This window comes from Stenotrophomonas sp. STEN046 (assembly GCF_056759755.1).
On sequence record NZ_JBRRDR010000003.1, the window covers coordinates 120976 to 140403 of the forward strand.

The window sequence follows — 19428 nt, forward strand, 5'->3', positions numbered from 1 at the left end:
GTTACGCGCCGTCTTCAGGAATACGCCATGTTCGACCCTCTCTAGCGCAGCGCCGAACCAAAGAACCGCACCGCATCGTCCACCGCGACGGCATGCGTCTGCGCCTTCGGTACCGCGGTCGAGCACAGCGCCTGCAGCCGCGACTTCGCCAGTGGCGTGCATTCGGATAGAAAATCGTAGTGCGCGACACCCGCCAACGCATGCAGGGTTGCCCCCGGAACCAGTGCGGCCGCCACATCCCCATTGGTGGCCGGCGGTGCCACCTCGTCGTCGGCGCCCAGCACGATCGCCACCGGCTGCCGCAGCGCCTGCAACTGCCCGGGTGCGAACGCCTGCACGATGGCGGGGGCCAGCAGGAACACCGCGCGCACGCCGGCAATCGCGCGGTCATCGCCGGCCTGCCGCACGTACGGTGAAAGCGCGGGTGTGGCCGCCGCCGCCCGCCGTGCGTCCATCGTGTGTGCACTGGCTTCCTGCTGCGGCCTGCACACGCCATCGTCGGGATGCGACTGGCAGAAGGCCAGCAACCGGTCCATGTCCGGGCGCGCACCTGCGGTGAGCAGGGCGGTGAAGCCGCCGGCCGAGTAGCCCACCACACCCAGGCGATCGGCATCCACGTGGGGGCCCAGAAGCGGGTCTGCCTGCACCGCCGCCAGTGCGGCCTGCAGGTCCTCGGCGCGCAGCCAGGTCAGCATGCTGCCGGCCAGCGTCATCGCATCCACTGCGTTGTTGCCGGGATGGTCCACTGCAATCACCAGATAGCCGGCACGCGCCAGCGCCGTACCCAGCCAGCCCATCATGCGCGCGCTGCCGCCGTTGCCATGCGACAGCAGCAGCGTCGGCAAGCGCTGGCCCAGCACAGCGGCATCGGGTGCGGCATTGCCGACCTTGAACAGGGGCGCGTCCGGTGGCCCGATCGACAGCGGTTGTTCGGCGCTGCCGGCCACTGCGGGGTACCACACGGTATAGCGCAGCGAGTTGCGCTGCTGGGCGTCGCGCACAGACGCGCTGGCCAGCGTGGTGACGCCGTGGCGCTCGCCGGCGGCCGGGGGCGCGGCTGCCATCGCCGCGGGCACAACCGCAACCAGCATCAGTACCATCAGGCTTCGTATCAGGTGCATCGCTCGTTCCTTGTCAGGCAGTACGTTCGTCCACCGGCAACCAGATTTCCACGCCGCCGTGGCCGCTGTGTTCATCAAAACGGGTGTCGTAGCGCTCCAGGTCCGGCGCGTTGGCCAGGCTGAGCCTGCTTGCAGGCAGGTAGTGGTCCAGCAGCCAGAACCAGGTGGCACGGATGGTGGAGATGTGGCCGGCATGCCAGGCCAGCAGGTAGCGGCGGGCCGGCACATCCACCCGCTGCCAGTGCGCGGGCACCGTCGGCAGGGCATTCACCGGCAACGCGGCGATATAGTCGAAGCCACCGTCATCGTCGCTGTTGCAGCACACCCCGAAACTGATCGGCGCCGGTGTGGGCCACTCACGGTTCAGCTGCGCCCACTGCGCGGGAATCGCACCGCTGCTGTGGCGCGTATGGCGCATGCCGATGCCGGCCAGCTGGAAGGAGGGGCAGTCGATCAGCCGCGGCGCCTCGCTGCAGGCCAGTGGCGCGTCGTCCAGGCGGATGGCGTGCACCAGTGGCAGCTCGGCCACGCCACGTTCGCGCACGCGCTCCGGGGTCTGACCGAACTGTTCGCAGAAGGCGCGGGTGAATGCCGCATGGGTGGAATAGCCAGCGCCCAATGCCACCTGCAGGATGTCTGCTGCGCCGCTGGCCAACTGCTGTGCCGCCGCTGTCAGCCGGCGCCCGCGCAGGTAGCGCATCACCGAGGTGCCGGTGCGGGCCTGGAACAGGCGCGAAAGATGGAAGGGCGACAGACCGGCCGCCGCGGCAATGTCGGCCAGCGCCAACGGCGACTGCGCATGGGTTTCGATGTACCACAACGCCCTGCCTGCCGCGCTCATCGCGCATCCCCCGGGTTCAATGGTCTGCAGCGTAGCGGATCGGCAGGGGCGGGCGCTTAGCCGTTCTTGCTGTGCAGGGGCTTTGCGTGGGCCGTGGCAGCGGCAACAATGCCGGTCTTGATGGAAATGAGGAGGGCGAGGGAGATGCCGGAGACGATGCGGGGCATGATGTTGCTGGTGATCGCGTTTGTGCCGGCGTTGCTGCCACTGGCCCTGCTGGTGCGGATGTGGCGCAGGGCGCCGCGCTGGCAGGGAAACCCGTGGCTGTACCGCACCGCCTTTGCGTTGCTGGCCGCACTGCTGGCGCCCACCCTGCTGATGGCCGGCCATGGCGGGCTGCCGTGCCCCACCTTCGGTGGCCTCATCCTGGTGCTGATGGATCTCGAGTCGGCGGGTGACCTCAAGGCGAACCTGATTGCCATTGGCAGCAGGGACACTGCCATCCTCTCCGCACCGTTGCTGGTGGTCTTCGCCATCGCGCTGTTCATCCCGCTGCGCACCGCACGCCCGGCCACGCTGGACTTCGACGACGACGCCAGCGGTTAGCACGGGCGGGCGGCAACTGTCGTCTCCACGTCATCGCTGCTTCACATCGCTCCCCGAGACTGCGCGCCTTGTCCAGGCCTGACCTGGCCCTGTCGTGCATTCCCGGAGTCCTGCCGTGCATCGTTGCCCGCTGTCGCGTTCCATCCTCCTCGCCCTTTCCATGGTCAGCGCAGGAGGCGCGATCGCAGCAGATGCCGGAACGGCAGACACCTCCGCCCGTGCTGGCGATGCGGCGCCCACCCAGCTCGACGCGATGCTGGTCACCGGTACCCGCGCTTCCAACCGCACCCAGTTCGAGACGCTGGCGCCGGTGGATGTGTTCACCAAGCAGGACATCCAGTCGGTCGATTCCACCGATCTGAAGGACGTGCTGGCACAGCTGGTGCCCTCCTTCGTGGTGCAGCGCCTGCCGATGGCCGATGGCCAGGTGTTCGTGCGTCCGGCGACGCTGCGCGGCCTGTCGCCGGACCAGACGCTGGTGCTGGTCAACGGCCGCCGCTTCCATCGCAGCGCGCTGCTGGGCAACCGCGGCGCACAGGCAGCCGATCTGGCGCAGATTCCGACCAGTGCGATCAAACGCATCGAAGTGCTGCGCGACGGCGCTTCGGCACAGTACGGCTCGGATGCCATCGCCGGCGTCATCAACATCATCCTGGAAGACAGCCCGGGTACCGAGATCACCGCCGGCTATTCGCAGTACGCGCAGGGTGACGGTGGGTCGCGCGACTTCAGCGCACGCACCGGCTGGGCGCTGGGTGACTACGGCAGCCTGGCGCTGTTCGCCGAATCGTCCAATTCCGATGCCACCTCGCGCACCCGCCAACGCCCGGATGCCATCGCCTTCCAGGCCGCACACCCCGAACTGGACGTGCCCGATCCGGTCCAGCGCTGGGGCCAACCGGAACTGGAGAGCCGCCGCGTGGGCTTCAACCTGAAGGCCAATGCCAGCGACACGCTGGAGCTGTATGCCTTCGGCCTGTACAGCCACAGCGATGGCGTCAGCGACTTCAACTGGCGCAATCCCGATACCACCACCGGCGCCTACCGCACCACCACGATCTTCCCCGGCTGGAACCTGCGTTCGATCTACCCGGTGGGCTTCAGCCCGCAGTACGGCAACGTGCAGAACGACCTGCAGCTGGTGGCCGGCGTGCGCGGCGAGATCACGCCGAAGCTGCGCTGGGACCTGAGCGCCTCGTATGGCCGTAACGCCATCGACTACAGCCTGGACAACTCGATCAACGCATCGCTCGGCCCCAACAGTCCCACCTCGTTCGATCTCGGCCGCCTGACCCAGACCGAGAAGAACGCCAATGCGGACTTCAACTACGAATGGGACGTGGCCGCGCTGTCCAAGCCGATCAACGTGGCCTTCGGTGCCGAGTTCCGCCAGGAGACCTACCAGGTGCGTGCCGGCGATCCGGCCTCGTATGCGGTCGGCCCGGGTGCGGCAGCTGGCCTGGAAGCCAATTCCAATGGCGCGCCGGGCTTCTCGGCCAGCCAGGCCGGGCAGTGGGACCAGCGCAGCCACGCCGCGTATGTGGATATGGAAGTGCCGCTGGGCGAGCGCTGGAGCATGGGTGCAGCCGGCCGCTATGAGGACTTCTCCAGCTTCGGCAGCACGGTGGACGGCAAGCTCTCGGCACGTTTTGCCATCACCCCGGATGTCGCCCTGCGCGGCACGCTGTCCACCGGCTTCCGCGCGCCCACGCCGGCGCAGTTGAACACCACCAGCACCACCCAGGGCCTGGACACCCGCACGCTGCAGATCTTCACCAGCGGCCGCCTGTCGCCGACCGATCCGCTGGCGCAGTTGCTCGGCGCCAAGCCACTCACCCCGGAAGAGTCGCGCACTGCCTCGCTGGGGCTGACCTGGCGCACCGGCATGGGCCTGTCCGGTTCGGTCGATGTCTACCGCATCAAGCTCAGTGACCGCTTCAGCCAGTCGGCCAGCTTCGCCATTCCCGCCGGCACGCCCAACCCGCTGGGCTACACCTCGGTGAACTACTTCACCAACGATTTCGACACCACCACCACTGGCGTGGACGTGGTCGGCAACTACCTGCGTGATCTGGGCGCCGGCCGCATGACGCTCACCCTGGCCTACAACTACAACCAGACCCGGGTGGACAACGGCAGCACCGCGGTGGCCACCAACGAAACCCAGCGCGTGCTGTTCGAAGACCGCCTGCCGGAGCACAAGGGCAGCTTCACCGGCACATGGGACGTGGGCGCGTGGTCGTTGATGGCGCGCATGCGCTACTACGGCAAGTGGACCGACTCCACCGGCAACGCCACCGGCGACATCTACCAGCAGTTCGGTGCGATGACCTTCCTCGACCTGGCCGTCGGCTACCGCATCAACGAACACCACAGCCTGCGCATAGGCGCCGACAACGTGTTCGATCGCTATCCGGACGAGGCCACGTTCCAGGCCAGCCGCGGCTTGGTGTACTCGCGCAACGCCCCGTATGACACCGATGGCGCCAACGTGTACGCGCAGTACCGGCTGACCTTCTGATGGACAGCCGCCGCCGCTCACTGCTGCGTGCCGGTGCGCTGCTGCCGGCCGGTGCGGCGCTGGCCGCCCTGGCTGCCCCAGCGGCCGCGCGCTACCCTGCGCTGATGGACATTCCCGCAACTTCCACCGCGCCGGATCTGCTGGCGCACGATGAAGGCTACTGGGCCGCCGTGGCCAGCCACTTCGACATCACCAGCGAAGTGAACCACCTGGAGAACGGCTACTGGGGTGCGATGGGTCGGGAGACCCTGGCCAGCTACCAGCGCCACACCGCCGAAGTGAACCGTGGCAACGCCTGGTACGGCCGCAACGCGTTTCCTGCGCAGTACATGGCCGTGCATCGGCAGGTGGCTGACATGCTGGGCGTGGGCGCCGACGAAATCGCACTCACCCGTGGCGCCACCGAGGCGATGCTGGCGCTGATCGGCGGCTACAACCGGTTGTCGGCCGGCGACCAGGTGCTGTACGCCGACGTGGACTACGACAGCATGATCAACGCCATGCGCTGGCTGCAGCAGCGCCGTGGCGTGCAGGTCGAGCGCATCGCACTGCCGGCCGTGCCCAGCCGCGAACAGATCCTGCAGGCGTACGACGACGCGTTCGCGCGCCTGCCGCGCCTGAAGCTGGTGCTGCTGACCCAGGTCAGCCACCGCCATGGGCTGGTGCTGCCGGTGGCCGAGATTGCCGAGCGCGCCCGCGCCCGCGGCATCGATGCGATGGTCGATGCCGCCCATGGTTTCGGCCAGATCGACTACGCGGTGCCGGATTTGAAAGCGGACTTCGTTGGCATCAACCTGCACAAGTGGATCGGTGCGCCTGTCGGCGTTGGCGCGATGTACGTACGCAAGGGACGCGTGGCCGATCTGGACCCGTACATGGGGGAGAACGACGATGGCCGCGTCGGCAGCCGAGTACACACCGGCACGGTCAATTTTGCTGCGTATCTGGCGCTGCCCGAAGCGATCGCGCTGCACCAGCGTATCGGCGCAGCCAACAAGCAGGCGCGCCTGCGCTACCTGCGCGAGCGTTGGACGGTGCCGGCACGGCAGATGGCGCATATCGAAGTGCTGTCCTCGCCGGACCCGGCCCTGGCCAGCGCATTGGCCAGCTTCCGTGTGCGGGGCCGTACCGGCGTGGCAGAGAACATCGCATTGCAGAAGCAGCTCCTCGACGGGCACCGTGTTTTCACCACGCATCGCGATGGGTTGGAGTCCGGCGCCTGCGTGCGGGTGACGCCGTCGGTGTTCACCCGGCCCGAGCAGATGGATGCGTTGGTGCAGGCGTTGGCCGCGCTGGCCTGATCCTGCTTTGGTAGGTGCCAACCTTGGTTGGCACATTCCGTCCGCGCCGCACATTCCATCCACGCACGGCGTGGATCTACCGGGTCCATTCTTCGTTAACAACCGATCAATCCGCTGCAGCGCACTCTCCAGCTGCCGCCGATCCGCGGCCAGACCCTGCTTTGGCAGGTGCCAACCTGGGTTGGCACATTCCGTCCGCGCCGGGGAATCTTCCGCCGGGCAGGGCCCGGCGCTACCGTTCTATCGCCGGCAACGCATCGGATAACAACAACCGATCAATCCGCTGCAGCGCGCTCTCCAGCTGCCGCCGATCCGCGGCCAGACCCAACGACAGCCGTACACCGCGTTCAAACGGAGTGCCCGGTGGGCAGAACGCCGATGACGGTGCGATCGCCAAGCCCTGCAGCTGCGCGGTGCGCACCAGCGTGGCGTCGGTCCACGGCGCGGGCACCCGGCACCACGCATGCAGCCCATCGGCGCGTTCCAGCAGGGTTGGCGCCAGCAGGTACCGCGCCATCCGCGTACGCTCGCGCGCTTCCTCCCGCACCTGCGCCAGCAGCGCCTGCGCCGAACCATCCAGCAACAGCTGGCTGGCCAGCGCCGAAACCAGCGGATGCCCCATCAGCCGTGTTGCACGCAACGCCGCCGCCATTGCTTCGGCATGCACGGTGCCCGGGCACTGCACGAAGGCCGTGCGCAGCCCCGGGCTGATCACCTTTGAAAGCGTGGCCACGTAGAACACGTGCCCCGGCGCCAGCACCGCCAGTGGAATGGGCGCGGCATCGGCCAGGTGCCAGTAGGGGTCATCCTCGATCATCAACAGGTGTTCCTGTTGCAGCACCCGCGCCAGCGCTTCGCGTCGCGGGGTCGGTACGGTCAAGGCGGTCGGGTTCTGGCAGCTGGGGTTGAGATACACCAGCCGCGCACCGCTTGCACGCGCCTGCCGCTCCAGCGCATCCGGGCACATGCCCTGCGCATCACCGTCTACCGGCAGCAGGCGCCGCCCCAATGCAGCGGCCGCCTGCAGCAGGCCGGGATACACCAGCCGATCACACAGGATCGTGTCGCCTTCGCGGCCCTGGCTGACCAGGATCGCGGCCAGCGCCACCTGCGCGCCCTCGGTCAGCAGCAGGCGTGCATCGTCCACCGCGCCCAGCATCGGGCGCAGCCAGCGCGCGGCCGCATGGCGGTCGGTCGGGTTGCCGCCACCCAGGTGGTAGGTCATCAGGTTCGGCGCATTGCTGCGCGCAAGCACCGCTGCCGCACCACGGCGCAGCATCTCGGCCAGTGCATCGGCGTCGGGCACCGGTGGCACGTTCATGCTCAGGTCCACGGCCTGGGCGAAGCCCGCTTTCGGCGGCGCGATGAAACTGCCCTGCGGCCCGCGCGCTTCGATCAGGCCACGCTTGCGCGCTTCATCGAACGCACGCGTCACCGTGGTCAGGTCCACACCCAGCTGCTGCGCCAGTGCGCGCTGCGAGGGCAGCCGCTGGCCCGGTGCCAGGCTGCCGCGATTGATCGTGCGTTCCAGCGTAGTGACGATGCGCAGGTAGATCGGCCCACTGTGCGCGTGCACGTCCTGCACCCAGCCCAGTCCTGCGACATCCGGTCGCGGCATGTACGGGGCATGTCGGGGCGTATCGTTGCTTCCAACGGCGGGAGCCTGTCCATAACCATCGGTCGGTTCGGACAGGTGACCGCCGTTGTTGTTTGCGGCGGCCATGCCGGCCAGTGTCACTGCTGTCATCGCGCGTCCTCAGCGCTTGGCCTGCCAGGGGCAGTAGCAGCCCACGGCAAGCAGTCCTTTCGGGCGCACGGTTTCACCGCGCACCAGTTTGTCCAGCAGCGGTTCGACGAAGCTGTTGGCCGAATTGCAGACCATGCCGATGCTGTACGGGCCGGCGTAGGCCAGATGCCCGCTACGGTCCCAGATGGCCACTGCCGGGCTGGCGGGAATGTGCTCGATGCCCTCGATCGTGGCCAGGTTGATCACCTTGCCGCGCAGCGGCGCGGGCAGCTCACCCTGTGTGCCAGGACGGCGGATCGCATAGAAGTCGATGCCGGCGCGGCGGTACATGCTGATCAGGTAGCTCAGGTGCGCACCGGTTTCGCGGTTGCACACCGCGCAGGCCGGGTCCCAGAAATGCACCACGCGGATGCGCCCGGTGTCGCCGGCCAGTTCCGCAGGCAACCGCAGCTGCGAGTCATCGAAGACGATGGCCTGCTCGGCAAACGTGGATTGTTCGCCATAGCCGAAGTACTGCCACAGCGCCGTCGCCACACCGGCCATGAACAGGCAGGCGAGGGCGATCATCAGCGGCAGCGTCCAACGCCGGGGGGAGGGCGTGGCAGGGCGCATCAAGAGCCGTCCGCGCCGAACTTGTGTTCGTACTGCTTGCGCATCTCGCGGCAGGAATCGGCCTGGGCACGGCGCTGGATCTCGCTGCGGGTGGCGTCCTCGCTGCGTTGCAGGCATTGCTCGATGGCGTGGCGCTCAGCGGCCTGCACATCCACGGTCTGCGGCTGCAGGCAGACCCAGGCCAGGGCCGCCAGCATCAACACGACAAAGCCGCCGCAGCCGGCCATCACCAGGTGGAACTTCAGTTTTTCGGCGCGCACGACGGCACGTCTCCCGGTCCATACATGCCATACAAGATATCACCTTGTATGCACCCGACCCTGAAAGCGCGCTCAGACGATGGCGGAGTGGCGGGCTTCCGGTGCTTCGGACAGGATCTCGTTCAGTTTGGCCAGTGCCCCGGCCAAGGCCTCCTGATCCACAGCGCCGCCCAGCGAAAGGCGGATCGCATTGCCCGGTGGCGGCTCCTCCACGCTGAAGGCATCCGAGCTGGCAATGCCCAGCCCCTGTTCCTGCGCGGCCTGGATCAACCGGTACTGGTCCAGCCGCGGCGGCAATGGCAGCCACACATGCAGGCCGGCCGGGTGCGCCTGGGCGCGGGCCGGCAGGTAACGCGCGGCAATCGCCTGGCGCTCGCGCAGCTCCTGCTGGAAGCGCTGCACCATGTCCTGCGCCTGGCCGCTGCGGATCCACTGCGAGGCCACCGCCACCATCGATTGGGTCGGCATCAGCGCGATCGCGCGCAGGGCGTCCAGCACCGGCTCCATCGGCTGCCCGGCCGGCACCACCAGGTAGGCGGTGCGCAGGCCCGGGGCCAGGCACTTGGACAGGGTGGAGATGTAGTAGACCGGGCAGTCGGTACCGGCCAGCGCGGCCAGCGGGGGAGCCGCATCGCCGGCCAGCAGCCAGTACGGATCGTCCTCCACCACGGTCAGCGCGTGGCGGCGGGCCACTGCCAGCAGGGCCTGCCGGCGCTGTGCCGACATCGTGGCGGTGGTCGGGTTCTGGATGGTCGGCACCAGGTACAGCAGACGCGGCGCGCGCAGCTGGCAGACCTCTTCCAGCGCGTCGGGCAGCATGCCCTGCTCATCCATCGCCACCGGCACCACGCCACGCTGCAGTACCCGCGCGGCGGCCAGCAGCCCGGGGTAGGTCAGCTGCTCGGCGGCAATCAGTTCGCCCGGCTGGGTGCGCGCCAGGATCAGTGCGCACAGCGCGGTCTGCGCGCCCGGGCAGATCACCACGCGGTCGGCGGCCACCGGGCCGAGAACCGGTGCCAGCCACTGCACGGCGGCGCCACGGTCGTCACGGCTGCCGGCACCGACGTGGTAGCTCATCAGTTCGCCCTGGCCCAGCTGCCGGCCCAGGTGCTGGAAGCCGGCCTCCATGCCCTGCGCGAACGGCGCACTGCCCAGCAGCGGCGGGATGTTCATGCTCAGGTCCACCGAGGTGCTGCGGTTGCCGGCGGACATCGCGATGAAGGTGCCGCCAGCGCCCTGCGCGTCCAGCAGTCCGGCCTGGCGCAGTTCGGCGAAGGCGCGGGTCACCGTGGTCAGGTCCACGCCGACCTGCTGGGCCAGGTCGCGTTGCGGCGGCAGGCGGTCGCCCGGGCGCAGCACGCCGTCATCCACCGCATCGCGCACCTGCTGGGCGATCTGCAGGTACAGCGGGCCTGCGCCCTCGCGGAAGGGGCGAACCCAGGTGCGGTTGGGGTGTTTCAGGCGGCGGCCGGCAGCAGGAGGCGTCATCGGTCGGATTTTCCATACGTGCAGATGCACAAGTCCATACAATGCTGTATCTTGTATGGGCTTGATTGGAGTGGTTCGCCTGCTTGTAGGCGACCTCGTACCCCCAGTGTAGCCGCTCCACGCCCGGGCGCTGCGCGCAGGCGAGCCGGTCAAGCGCGCTTCTTCAACAGGGTTGACCTCCAATGAATATCTGCTGGAACCGCATCCGCCTGGCGCTGGTCGCCCTGGCCTGCATCGCCCTGACGGGCTGCGACTGGGTGCTGCTGGATTCGAAAGGCATGGTCGGGATCGCCCAGCGCGACCTGATCCTGATCTGCACCGGCCTGATGCTGATCGTGGTGGTGCCGGCCATCGTGCTGACGTTCGTGTTCGCCTGGCGTTTCCGCGCCGGCAACACCAAGGCGAAATACACGCCGGACTGGTCGCACTCCACCAAGGTGGAAGTCGTGGTCTGGGGCGTACCGCTGGTCATCATCGCGGTACTGGCGGTGATCGTGTGGACCTCCACCCACGAGCTGGACCCGTACAAGCCGCTCGACGTGGCCGGTGAACCGCTGCATGTGGATGTGATCGCCACCGACTGGAAGTGGGTCTTCGTGTACCCGGACCTGGGCATCGCCACGGTCAACCAGCTCAACTTCCCGGCCAACCGCCCGCTGGCATTCAACATCACCTCCAACTCGACGATGAATACCTTCTTCATCCCGCAGCTGGGTGGGCAGATCTACGCGATGGCCGGCATGCGCACGCAGCTGCACCTGATCGCCAATGAGCCGGGACAGTTCCGCGGCATGTCCGGCAATTACAGCGGGCACGGCTTCTCGAACATGAAGTTCATCGCCACCGCCAGCAGCAACGAAGACTTCGAACGCTGGGTGGCCGAGGTGCGCAGTGCGCCGCAGGCACTGGATTTCGAGCAGTTCAAGGCGCTGGCCGCGCCGTCGAAGAATCAGCCGGTGCAGCACTTCTCCAGTGTCGAACCGCTGCTGTTCAAGAAGGTCATCGACCAGTTCATCGGCGTCGGTGAGAACACCGCTGCTGCGGCCCCTGCGGGTGCTGCCGCCGGTGCCCAGGTTTCCCAGGAGTAACGCACATGTTGGGTAAGTTGACGTGGGACGCCGTGCCGCTGCACGAGCCGATCGTCGTGATCACATTGTTGGGCATGGTGCTGGGCGGCCTCGCGCTGCTCGGCGCGGTGACCTACTTCAAGCTGTGGGGCGTGCTCTGGCGCGACTGGTTCACCACCGTGGACCACAAGAAGATCGGCATCATGTATGTGGTGGTGGCGCTGGTCATGCTGGTGCGCGGCTTTGCCGATGCACTGATGATGCGTGCGCAGCTGGCTGCCGCCGGCCCGGGCAGTGATGGCTTCCTGCCACCGGAACACTACGACCAGATCTTCACCGCGCACGGCGTGATCATGATCTTCTTCGTGGCCACCCCGTTCGTGGTCGGCCTGATGAACATCATCGTGCCGCTGCAGATCGGCGCGCGCGACATGGCGTTCCCGTTCCTCAACGCCTTCAGCTTCTGGATCTTCGTGGTCGGCGCGGCGCTGATGATGATCTCGCTGGGTGTTGGCGAATTCGCCATGACCGGCTGGGTTGCCTATCCGCCGCTGTCGGGTATCGAGTTCAGTCCAGGGGTCGGTGTCGATTACTACATCTGGGCGTTGCAGGCCTCCGGCATCGGCACCTTGCTGACCGGCGTCAACCTGTTCATCACCATCCTGCGCATGCGTGCGCCGGGCATGACCCTGATGAAGATGCCGGTGTTCACCTGGACCGTGCTGGTCACCAGCGTGATCATCATCGCCGCCTTCCCGATCCTGACCGTGGCCCTGGGTGCGCTCACCCTGGACCGCTACCTGGACTTCAACTTCTACACCAACACGTTGGGCGGCAACCCGATGATGTACGTGAACCTGGTGTGGGCCTGGGGCCACCCGGAGGTGTACATCCTGGTGCTGCCGGCATTCGGCATCTTCTCTGAAGTGACCGCCACGTTCTCGCGCAAGAAGCTGTTCGGCTACAAGTCGATGGTCGGCGCCACCCTGGCGATCGGCATCCTGTCGTTCATCGTCTGGCTGCACCACTTCTTCACCATGGGCTCCGGTGCCAGCGTCAATGCCTTCTTCGGCATCATGACGATGATCATCGCCATCCCCACCGGCGTGAAGATCTTTACCTGGCTGTTCACCATGTACGGCGGGCGCGTGGAGTTCAGCGTGCCGATGCTGTGGACCATCGCCTTCCTGGTCACCTTCACCATCGGTGGCATGACCGGCGTGCTGCTGGCGATTCCGGGCGCGGACTTCCTGCTGCACAACAGCCTGTTCCTGGTGGCGCACTTCCACAACACCATCATCGGTGGCGCGCTGTTCGGTTACCTGGCCGGCTTCGTGTACTGGTTCCCGAAGGTGTTCGGCTTCACCCTCAACGAGCGCCTGGGCAAGTGGTCCTTCGCCTGCTGGGTGATCGGCTTCTACCTGGCCTTCATGCCGCTGTACATGCTCGGCTTCATGGGCATGACCCGCCGCATGAACCAGTACGACAACCCGGCGTGGACGCCGTACCTGATCGCGGCCTTCATCGGTGCACTGTTCGTGTTCGCGGGCATCATCCTGATGCTGGTGCAGATCTATGTGAGCGTGCGCGACCGCAAGCGCAACCTGGACCTGACCGGCGACCCGTGGAATGCACGCACGCTGGAATGGGCCACGCCGTCGCCGCCGCCGTTCTACAACTTCGCCGTGGTGCCCAAGGCCGATGAGCTGGATGCCTTCCACGAAGCGAAGAAGCGCGGCCTGCCACCGCCTCCGAAGAAGTACGCGCCGATCCACATGCCGAAGAACACCGGCGTGCCGTTGATCCTCAACGTCTGGATCCTGGTGCTGTGCTTTGCCCTGGTCTGGCACATCTGGTGGATGGCCGGCGCCAGCTTCATCGCGATGATCGCCACGCTGATCGTGCGCTCCTACAACGAGGACGTGGACTACTACGTCAGCGCCGATGAGGTGGCGCGCACCGAAGCGGCCAACCACGCCAAGCTGCAGGAGGTACGTGCATGAACCTGTTGACCCGCCCCGAGCTGGCCGACGATGCGCTGGCCCATGATGCGCACCACGAGCACGACCATGCCCACGAACAGGGCGGCATGAAGGTGTTCGGCATGTGGGTCTACCTCATGTCCGACCTGGTGCTGTTCGGCTCGCTGTTCGCCTCGTATGCGGTGCTCAGCACCGCCTACGCCGGTGGCCCCACCGGCAAGGAACTGTTCTCGCTGCCGTTCGTGATGGCCGAGACCTTCATCCTGCTGGTGTCCAGCATCACCTACGGCCAGGCCGTGCTGGCCATGCATCGGCTGGACAAGGCCGCGGTGCTGCGCTGGCTGGGCGTGACCTTCGTGCTCGGCGCTTCGTTCATCGGCATGGAGCTGTACGAGTTCTCGCACCTGATCCACGAAGGCGCCGGCCCCAGCACCAGTGCCTACCTGTCGGCGTTCTTCGCGCTGGTGGCCACCCACGGCCTGCACGTGGCCAGCGGACTGATCTGGATGGCAGTGGTCATGCACCAGGTGTACCGCCGTGGCCTGACCCCCACCAACATCACCCGCGTTTCGTGCCTGAGCCTGTTCTGGCACTTCCTGGACCTGGTGTGGATCTGCGTCTTCACCTTCGTCTACCTGATTGGAGCCTTCTGACATGGCCCACGTCGAAACCTCGCGCGCCGGCAATGCGCATGGTTCCACCAAGTCCTACCTGATCGGCTTCGTGCTGTGCGCGCTGCTGACGGTGGTGCCGTTCGCGCTGGTGATGAACCCGGTGCTGTCGCGTCCGCTCACGCTGTTCCTGCTGGTCGGCTTCGCGGTGGCGCAGATCCTGGTGCAGCTGGTGTACTTCCTGCACATGGACCGCAAATCGGAAGGTGGCTGGAACCTGGCCAGCTTCGTGTTCACCCTGGTGATCCTGTTCATCGTGGTCGCGCTGTCGATCTGGATCATCTGGAGCATGCACTACCACATGATGATCAACTGACCGTGGCCAGGGCGGTCGGCACGGACCGCACGATCGCCCTGGCACCTCAGCCTTTTTCCCCCAGGGGCAGGCCCGACCGGGACCGCGCCCACCTCGTGTCGGTGGTACCTGTGATGCGTGTTGCTTCCGTTGTTCGTTCCCTGCGCCTGCCCATGCTTGCCGCAGGCCTGGCGCTGGGCCTGCTGGCCGGCTGCAGCGCGCAGTCGCGCATGGATTTCCATTCGAAGGACATCGCCTGCGAAGAGCTGGGCCAGCACTGGTCCATGCCCGACAGTGCCGGCACCCTGCGTGGCCCCAAGGATCTGCAGGGGCAGGTGACCTACCTGTTCTTCGGCTTCACCAGCTGCCCGGATGTCTGCCCGACCACGATGGTCGAACTGAGCCAGGTCAAGCACCTGATGGGCAAGGATGCCGACAAGCTGCAGGTGGTGTTCGTCAGCGTGGACCCGGCCCGTGATACGCCCGAGGTCGCGCATACCTACGTGCACGCGTTCGACCCGACGGCCATTGCACTGGTCGGCGATGAAGCGCAGCTTTCGGCGATGGCCAGCGACTTCAAGGCGTTCTACGAGAAGGAGCCCGGCCAGCTGCCGGACACCTACACCATGAGCCATATCGCCGGCGGCTATGTGTTCGACCGCCAGGGTCGACTGCGCCTGTTCGCGCCGTACGGCATGCCGGTGCAGCAGCTGTTCTCGGATGTGCAGCGGTTGCTGCTGGAGCCGGAGCATCCGGCCGCGGGCAGTGAGGCATTGGCCAGCTGCCACCTCAAGCACAGCGATTCGCTCGCCGCCCGGTAGGCGTCGACCTTGGTCGACACGCGATGAACCCATCTGGTGGGTGCATCTGCTCTGGTGGGTGCCGACCGTTGGTCGGCACACCTACGCTCACCAATCCCCGGCCGGCCAGGAGAGCCAACCGGCCGGGGCACCACGCAACGCCCTAGATCACTTCTTCTCTTCCCACTGCACCACGTCCGGCTCGGCCGCACGCACACCTGCGGTCGACAGCAGGCGCGTGCTCGCATCCAGCGCCGCATTCACCGACGGGTACTCCACGATCGCCAGGCCGGCGGCCTTGGAGACCTTCACCACGGTGCCACCGGTGGCCTTGGCCGCACGCTGCGCCGAGCCCGCATCGGTAAAGAACACTTTCACCCGCGAAGTGGCCACCACCGGTGCACCGTCGTTGGACACCGCCGCGGCGAACTTGCCGGCACCGGCATCAGTGCCACCTGCCGCTGCGCCATCCAGCGAACGCTTCGAACGCGAAGCGGTGGTCGCGGCCGCCTGCGGGGTGATCGTGAACTGGCCGCCGCTGGCCTGTTTCACCGCTGTCGACGGAGACAGCTGGAAACGCGTGCCGCCCACATCGAACGAGCGGCCGGTGGCGGACGCCTTCAGTTCCTGCGCATCCACGGTCGACAGTGTCCTTGCAGGCGGGGTCTGCCCCGAGCTCTGTGCCCAGGCAGGGGAGGTCATCGCCGCGAAGGCGAGCGTGCTCAACAGAATGGTCGTCTTCATCATCAGTGCCCCAGAACGCGGATCTTGAAGAATTCGAGGTTGCCGCGCGATGCAGCGCTCGCGGCTTGCCCCATGTCGGTCACTTCCAGGGTCCAGGTGCCGGTGGCACTTTCATCCAGGAAGGCATTGCTGGACAACAGATCCCAGTTGGTGAAGTTGCGCTGCACGCCGCCGGTGCCCGAACCGATGGCGGTGAAGGCCGGCTGCACCACGCTGCGCGTGCCGCTGGGCGACACCAGCACGAACTGCAGCTGACGGGTGTTGCTGTGGTTCACCCGGAAGCCCAGCTGCACCGACTCGATGTTGCGTGCTCCATTGGCCACCTGGAAGGTCAAACGCGCGGCCGCGTTGGTGGTGTTGCCAATGGCGACGGTGCGCGTGGTGGTGCGCCAACCGGTATCCAGCAGCGGGCCCAGCGACTGGAAGGTCTCTGCCACCTGCACCGCGCGCGCCGCATTGACCACGCCAAAGCCGTACCAGTTGCTGTAAGCGCGGTTGGCCGCGTTCACCGTCCAGCCCGGTACCAGCGTGCGTCCATCGGCCAACGTCACCGCTGGCTGGTTCGGATGGTTGCGGGTGGCGGTGGTGGCCAGGATGTACTTCACATCGCGGTAGGACAGGTTCGGATTGGCTTCCAGCACCAGCGCCGCCACGCCCGACACCATCGGTGCCGACGCCGAGGTGCCGTTCATCTTGGCGGTGTAGTTGCAGGTGCTGTCGATGGCCGACAAGTTGCTGTCCAGCGTGTTCTGGCGGTTGCTGTTCTTGTTGCTGCCCTGCGCGCAGCCGGTCACGTCGGTGGTGACGATGGCCGGGTCATAGGCGCGTGCCACCAGGTTCGGCGCGTACTGTGCCTGCAGGCCGTACTCGCCACCGAAGGCCGAGACCCACAGCGCCGAACCGGTGGACGAGTACGACGAGCGCACGCCATCGGCGCGCACCGCACCCACGGTGATCACGTTGAACAGGTTGTTGCGCGGATCACGGCCGGCCGGCACGCAGCCGGTGTTGCGGTTTTTGGTGTCGGCGGTGCAGACATCCTGGGTCTGGCTGATGGACGCGTTGTTGAAGTTGTTGCCGGCCGACTTCACGTAGATGCCACCGCGGCCGCCACGCGTGCCCGACAGCGCCTGCTCGTAGGAACTGGCGGTGTTCTGGCTGTAGGCCACCGGCAGGTTGGGGTTGCCCGGGCCGGCGCCCCAGCTGTTGTTGAACACCTGCACATCGGCCGATTCTGCGCCGTCCCACCATGCGTATTCGATGTTGCTCTGCTGGTTGCCCTGCGCATTGGACGCCAGCACGTTGAAGCCCTTCAGCGTGGCGGCCGGGGCAACACCGCGCACGCCGCGGTTGTTGGCGCCCACCGCACCGGCAATACCGCCGACCATCGTGCCGTGGTTGTCGGCATCGGGATTGGACGGCGTGGGGTTGTTGGAACCGTTGGCGAAGTTCTTGCCCGCCACCGCCGCCACGTTCGCGGCCAGGTCCGGGTGGGCAATCTGCAGGCCGTCATCGACAATACCGATCACCACCCCCTGGCCCCGGATGCCGTTGCGGAACAGGCCATCGACATTCAGGTCGTTGCCGGCCACTGGAAGCGTATCGGCCGGTACGGTCTGCCCGGTATTGAGCAGATGCCATTGCAGGCCGGCCAGCGGATCGGCCTGTTGCGCCTGGGCGGTAACGGCCAGACTGCCCAGTACCAGGGCAGTGGCCAGGGCCAGGCGCGCAGAGCGCGGTGGCGCGGAGCGTTGCGTGTGTCGCTTCATACACGAATCCTTCTGTTGTGAATCGGCATGGCAGGACGGCGGGGCGGAACTGCCCCATCGCAACAAGCCAAACGCGACACAACGAAGAACCCCCTACCTGTTCCCCGTGCGGATATCCGGATGTGCAAAGCACGTCACAAACACTTATTCCGACAAGGAATAACGACCCCGCTCTGGTAGGTGCCAACCTTGGTTGGCACATCCATCCGCGCCATGAACCCCACCGTCAGGCGCGCCCACCCACCCATGCCATCATGCGCGGAGCGCACATCGCGGCCGTTATTCCAGGAAAACAGATGGTCAGGAAGGACCCATATACCGAAACCGCCGTGGACGCGGCTTTCCGTCCGACCCTGACCTGGATGGCAAACGAGATCGCCTCGGGTCGTGCGCCCGATACCGCGAACGTGCACCTGCGCACTGCCGATACGTGGGAGGCCATCAGCGAAATCATCGACCACTATGGGGAAACTCTCGTGCCGCTCCCCGAGGCCACCTGGGAAACCTCGGTCAGCCAGTGGGATGGCCAGCGCTGGAAGGTCCTGGTCGACCTGCATACGGTGGCGGAAGGGCGAAGTGATCTGGTGATGGATGTATCCATTACCGAAATCGAAGCCGGCTTCGCGTACAGCCTTCACCTGGTCTACGTTCCCTAAGGGGGAGCCGCGCGAGCCTGGCCGCTCTGGTAGGTGCCAACCTTGGTTGGCACATCCATCCGCGCCATGGATCCCTGCGAGTGCGCCCATCCACGCATGGCATGGATCTACTGAACCGCACAGGTCCCCCCCATCCCGCCGCCGTGCCACCATCTCCGCATCCCATCGGGGGAACCCGGATGAAACGCCCCAATGCCCGCGCACGTGCCGATCTCGCCCTGCTCACCGTGGCCACCATCCGCAAGGTGGTGCTGTCGATGTATCACCGTCGCCACGATTACTGGACCGACGCCGACATCGCCGAGCTGCTGCCGGAGCTCACTGCCTTCAACATCACCACGGTGAAGCAGTTACGCCTGCTGATGAAGCGGCACCGTCGCGCGCTGCTGCAGGAGGAGAGGGTGAAGATGCCACGGGCGCAGACGCTGGACATGCGGGCCGAGGGCGCCGGGCGCGGCCTCGATGTACACGCCAACACCAACTGGTACGCCATCGGCGGCCTGGTCCGCATCAGCATGGAACACGAATTCGGCTTCGAGGCCATGCTGCCGTTCCATGAGATACGCGACCCGGGCATGGCGCCATATTCAGAGGCGCAGGCGTGAAGACCCTGGCCTGGCTGTTGGCACTGCTGCCCGTGCTTTACGTGGGGGGATGCTCGGCGACGTCCGCCCTGACCGGGCGCGGCATCGCTTCCCTGCAGCCCGGGGACAGTCGTGACGCCGTCATCGACGCGCTGGGCGCACCCGATGTCACCGAGCCGCGCGGACAATTGTTCTCCCGCTACGCCAGCAGGCCATGCAGCGGCACCTGCGTGGAACGGCTGTGGTACGAGAATCCATTCCTGCCGCACATCCAGGCTTGGACGGTGGAGCTGGATGCCACTGGCCGCGTCGTGCGGACCTCGCACTGGGCATCGCCATAGCGTCGAGGCAATCCGCCGCCCAGGTCATCGCATCCCCTCCCGCCGCCCTGTGCTACTACAGCCCGTGCACCCTTCCCGTCCC

General features: G+C 66.7%; 19 protein-coding genes. 11 read left to right on the forward strand and 8 right to left on the reverse strand.

Annotated features, from left to right (window positions below):
• Positions 1-41: 41 nt before the first annotated feature.
• Both ACVOLJ_RS02810 and ACVOLJ_RS02815 read right to left on the reverse strand, forming a co-directional pair.
• On the reverse strand, positions 42-1100 hold the full coding sequence (locus ACVOLJ_RS02810; protein WP_481563440.1) for an alpha/beta hydrolase family protein: 1059 nt from the start codon (positions 1098-1100) through the stop codon (positions 42-44).
• Positions 1101-1134: 34 nt separating this feature from the next.
• The gene (locus tag ACVOLJ_RS02815; protein ID WP_481563407.1) at positions 1135-1962 is read right to left on the reverse strand and encodes an AraC family transcriptional regulator; all 828 of its coding nucleotides are present in this window, start codon (positions 1960-1962) and stop codon (positions 1135-1137) included.
• Between the two features lie 165 nt (positions 1963-2127).
• Between ACVOLJ_RS02815 and ACVOLJ_RS02820 the strand changes: the two genes are divergently transcribed.
• The 3 genes from ACVOLJ_RS02820 (at position 2128) to ACVOLJ_RS02830 (ending at position 6330) form a co-directional block, all read left to right on the forward strand.
• Entirely contained in the window at positions 2128-2508 is a 381-nt protein-coding gene (locus ACVOLJ_RS02820; RefSeq protein ID WP_481563408.1) for a hypothetical protein, read from the forward strand.
• 115 nt (positions 2509-2623) lie between these two features.
• Positions 2624-5029 carry a TonB-dependent receptor plug domain-containing protein gene (locus ACVOLJ_RS02825; protein WP_475278649.1) on the forward strand — a complete coding sequence of 802 codons (2406 nt, stop codon included), beginning with the start codon at positions 2624-2626 and terminating at the stop codon, positions 5027-5029.
• The gene (locus ACVOLJ_RS02830) at positions 5029-6330 is read left to right on the forward strand and encodes an aminotransferase class V-fold PLP-dependent enzyme (protein WP_481563409.1); all 1302 of its coding nucleotides are present in this window, start codon (positions 5029-5031) and stop codon (positions 6328-6330) included. Before ACVOLJ_RS02825 ends, ACVOLJ_RS02830 begins: the two co-directional genes overlap by 1 nt.
• Before the next feature lie 232 nt (positions 6331-6562).
• On the opposite strand, the gene ACVOLJ_RS02835 is transcribed toward ACVOLJ_RS02830, so the two are convergent.
• The 4 genes from ACVOLJ_RS02835 to ACVOLJ_RS02850 form a co-directional block, all read right to left on the reverse strand.
• Entirely contained in the window at positions 6563-8077 is a 1515-nt protein-coding gene (locus ACVOLJ_RS02835) for an aminotransferase-like domain-containing protein (RefSeq protein ID WP_481563410.1), read from the reverse strand.
• A gap of 9 nt (positions 8078-8086) precedes the next feature.
• Positions 8087-8689, reverse strand: a complete 603-nt coding sequence (locus ACVOLJ_RS02840; RefSeq protein ID WP_481563411.1) for a DUF6436 domain-containing protein — start codon at positions 8687-8689, stop codon at positions 8087-8089.
• A complete protein-coding gene (locus ACVOLJ_RS02845; RefSeq protein ID WP_475278645.1) occupies positions 8689-8949 on the reverse strand; it encodes a hypothetical protein in 261 nt (86 codons plus the stop codon). Before ACVOLJ_RS02845 ends, ACVOLJ_RS02840 begins: the two co-directional genes overlap by 1 nt.
• A 72-nt stretch (positions 8950-9021) precedes the next feature.
• On the reverse strand, positions 9022-10437 hold the full coding sequence (locus ACVOLJ_RS02850) for an aminotransferase-like domain-containing protein (RefSeq protein WP_475278644.1): 1416 nt from the start codon (positions 10435-10437) through the stop codon (positions 9022-9024).
• A gap of 182 nt (positions 10438-10619) precedes the next feature.
• On the opposite strand from ACVOLJ_RS02850, the gene cyoA reads away from it, so the two are divergent.
• From cyoA to ACVOLJ_RS02875, 5 genes are all read left to right on the forward strand, one after another.
• Complete coding sequence (gene cyoA, locus ACVOLJ_RS02855) at positions 10620-11525, forward strand: ubiquinol oxidase subunit II (RefSeq protein ID WP_481563412.1); 906 nt, start codon at positions 10620-10622, stop codon at positions 11523-11525.
• 5 nt (positions 11526-11530) lie between these two features.
• Positions 11531-13507 carry a cytochrome o ubiquinol oxidase subunit I gene (cyoB, locus tag ACVOLJ_RS02860; RefSeq protein ID WP_481563413.1) on the forward strand — a complete coding sequence of 659 codons (1977 nt, stop codon included), beginning with the start codon at positions 11531-11533 and terminating at the stop codon, positions 13505-13507.
• The gene (cyoC, locus tag ACVOLJ_RS02865; RefSeq protein WP_475278641.1) at positions 13504-14139 is read left to right on the forward strand and encodes a cytochrome o ubiquinol oxidase subunit III; all 636 of its coding nucleotides are present in this window, start codon (positions 13504-13506) and stop codon (positions 14137-14139) included. Before cyoB ends, cyoC begins: the two co-directional genes overlap by 4 nt.
• Before the next feature lies 1 nt (position 14140).
• Positions 14141-14473 (forward strand): cytochrome o ubiquinol oxidase subunit IV, encoded by a 333-nt coding sequence (cyoD, locus tag ACVOLJ_RS02870; RefSeq protein WP_475278640.1) that lies wholly within the window; start codon positions 14141-14143, stop codon positions 14471-14473.
• A 113-nt stretch (positions 14474-14586) separates the two neighbouring features.
• Positions 14587-15273 (forward strand): SCO family protein, encoded by a 687-nt coding sequence (locus tag ACVOLJ_RS02875; RefSeq protein ID WP_481563414.1) that lies wholly within the window; start codon positions 14587-14589, stop codon positions 15271-15273.
• A 147-nt stretch (positions 15274-15420) separates the two neighbouring features.
• Here ACVOLJ_RS02875 and ACVOLJ_RS02880 read toward each other — a convergent pair whose 3' ends face one another.
• Together ACVOLJ_RS02880 and ACVOLJ_RS02885 are read right to left on the reverse strand one after the other, a co-directional pair.
• A complete protein-coding gene (locus ACVOLJ_RS02880) occupies positions 15421-15999 on the reverse strand; it encodes a S8 family serine peptidase (RefSeq protein ID WP_481563415.1) in 579 nt (192 codons plus the stop codon).
• The gene (locus ACVOLJ_RS02885) at positions 15999-17765 is read right to left on the reverse strand and encodes a S8 family serine peptidase (protein ID WP_481563416.1); all 1767 of its coding nucleotides are present in this window, start codon (positions 17763-17765) and stop codon (positions 15999-16001) included. Before ACVOLJ_RS02885 ends, ACVOLJ_RS02880 begins: the two co-directional genes overlap by 1 nt.
• 296 nt (positions 17766-18061) lie before the next feature.
• Here ACVOLJ_RS02885 and ACVOLJ_RS02890 point away from each other — a divergent pair, with 296 nt between their 5' ends.
• The 3 genes from ACVOLJ_RS02890 (at position 18062) to ACVOLJ_RS02900 (ending at position 19346) form a co-directional block, all read left to right on the forward strand.
• On the forward strand, positions 18062-18421 hold the full coding sequence (locus ACVOLJ_RS02890) for a DUF7668 domain-containing protein (RefSeq protein WP_475278636.1): 360 nt from the start codon (positions 18062-18064) through the stop codon (positions 18419-18421).
• 179 nt (positions 18422-18600) lie between these two features.
• The gene (locus ACVOLJ_RS02895) at positions 18601-19026 is read left to right on the forward strand and encodes a hypothetical protein (RefSeq protein WP_475278635.1); all 426 of its coding nucleotides are present in this window, start codon (positions 18601-18603) and stop codon (positions 19024-19026) included.
• Complete coding sequence (locus tag ACVOLJ_RS02900; protein ID WP_475278634.1) at positions 19023-19346, forward strand: hypothetical protein; 324 nt, start codon at positions 19023-19025, stop codon at positions 19344-19346. Before ACVOLJ_RS02895 ends, ACVOLJ_RS02900 begins: the two co-directional genes overlap by 4 nt.
• The last annotated feature ends 82 nt before the right edge of the window (positions 19347-19428 follow it).

What these genes read in the sequence shown, in the direction of transcription:
- ACVOLJ_RS02820 (WP_481563408.1), top strand. Translation starts at nt 2,128, where the DNA reads ATGATGTTGCTGGTGATCGCGTTTGTGCCGGCGTTGCTGCCACTGGCC.
- ACVOLJ_RS02875 (WP_481563414.1), top strand. Translation starts at nt 14,587, where the DNA reads ATGCGTGTTGCTTCCGTTGTTCGTTCCCTGCGCCTGCCCATGCTTGCC.
- ACVOLJ_RS02815 (WP_481563407.1), bottom strand. Translation starts at nt 1,962, where the DNA reads ATGAGCGCGGCAGGCAGGGCGTTGTGGTACATCGAAACCCATGCGCAG.
- ACVOLJ_RS02880 (WP_481563415.1), bottom strand. Translation starts at nt 15,999, where the DNA reads ATGATGAAGACGACCATTCTGTTGAGCACGCTCGCCTTCGCGGCGATG.
- ACVOLJ_RS02830 (WP_481563409.1), top strand. Translation starts at nt 5,029, where the DNA reads ATGGACAGCCGCCGCCGCTCACTGCTGCGTGCCGGTGCGCTGCTGCCG.
- cyoC (WP_475278641.1), top strand. Translation starts at nt 13,504, where the DNA reads ATGAACCTGTTGACCCGCCCCGAGCTGGCCGACGATGCGCTGGCCCAT.
- cyoA (WP_481563412.1), top strand. Translation starts at nt 10,620, where the DNA reads ATGAATATCTGCTGGAACCGCATCCGCCTGGCGCTGGTCGCCCTGGCC.
- ACVOLJ_RS02810 (WP_481563440.1), bottom strand. Translation starts at nt 1,100, where the DNA reads ATGGTACTGATGCTGGTTGCGGTTGTGCCCGCGGCGATGGCAGCCGCG.
- cyoB (WP_481563413.1), top strand. Translation starts at nt 11,531, where the DNA reads ATGTTGGGTAAGTTGACGTGGGACGCCGTGCCGCTGCACGAGCCGATC.
- ACVOLJ_RS02890 (WP_475278636.1), top strand. Translation starts at nt 18,062, where the DNA reads ATGGTCAGGAAGGACCCATATACCGAAACCGCCGTGGACGCGGCTTTC.
- cyoD (WP_475278640.1), top strand. Translation starts at nt 14,141, where the DNA reads ATGGCCCACGTCGAAACCTCGCGCGCCGGCAATGCGCATGGTTCCACC.
- ACVOLJ_RS02895 (WP_475278635.1), top strand. Translation starts at nt 18,601, where the DNA reads ATGAAACGCCCCAATGCCCGCGCACGTGCCGATCTCGCCCTGCTCACC.
- ACVOLJ_RS02885 (WP_481563416.1), bottom strand. Translation starts at nt 17,765, where the DNA reads ATGAAGCGACACACGCAACGCTCCGCGCCACCGCGCTCTGCGCGCCTG.
- ACVOLJ_RS02840 (WP_481563411.1), bottom strand. Translation starts at nt 8,689, where the DNA reads ATGCGCCCTGCCACGCCCTCCCCCCGGCGTTGGACGCTGCCGCTGATG.
- ACVOLJ_RS02850 (WP_475278644.1), bottom strand. Translation starts at nt 10,437, where the DNA reads ATGACGCCTCCTGCTGCCGGCCGCCGCCTGAAACACCCCAACCGCACC.
- ACVOLJ_RS02835 (WP_481563410.1), bottom strand. Translation starts at nt 8,077, where the DNA reads ATGACAGCAGTGACACTGGCCGGCATGGCCGCCGCAAACAACAACGGC.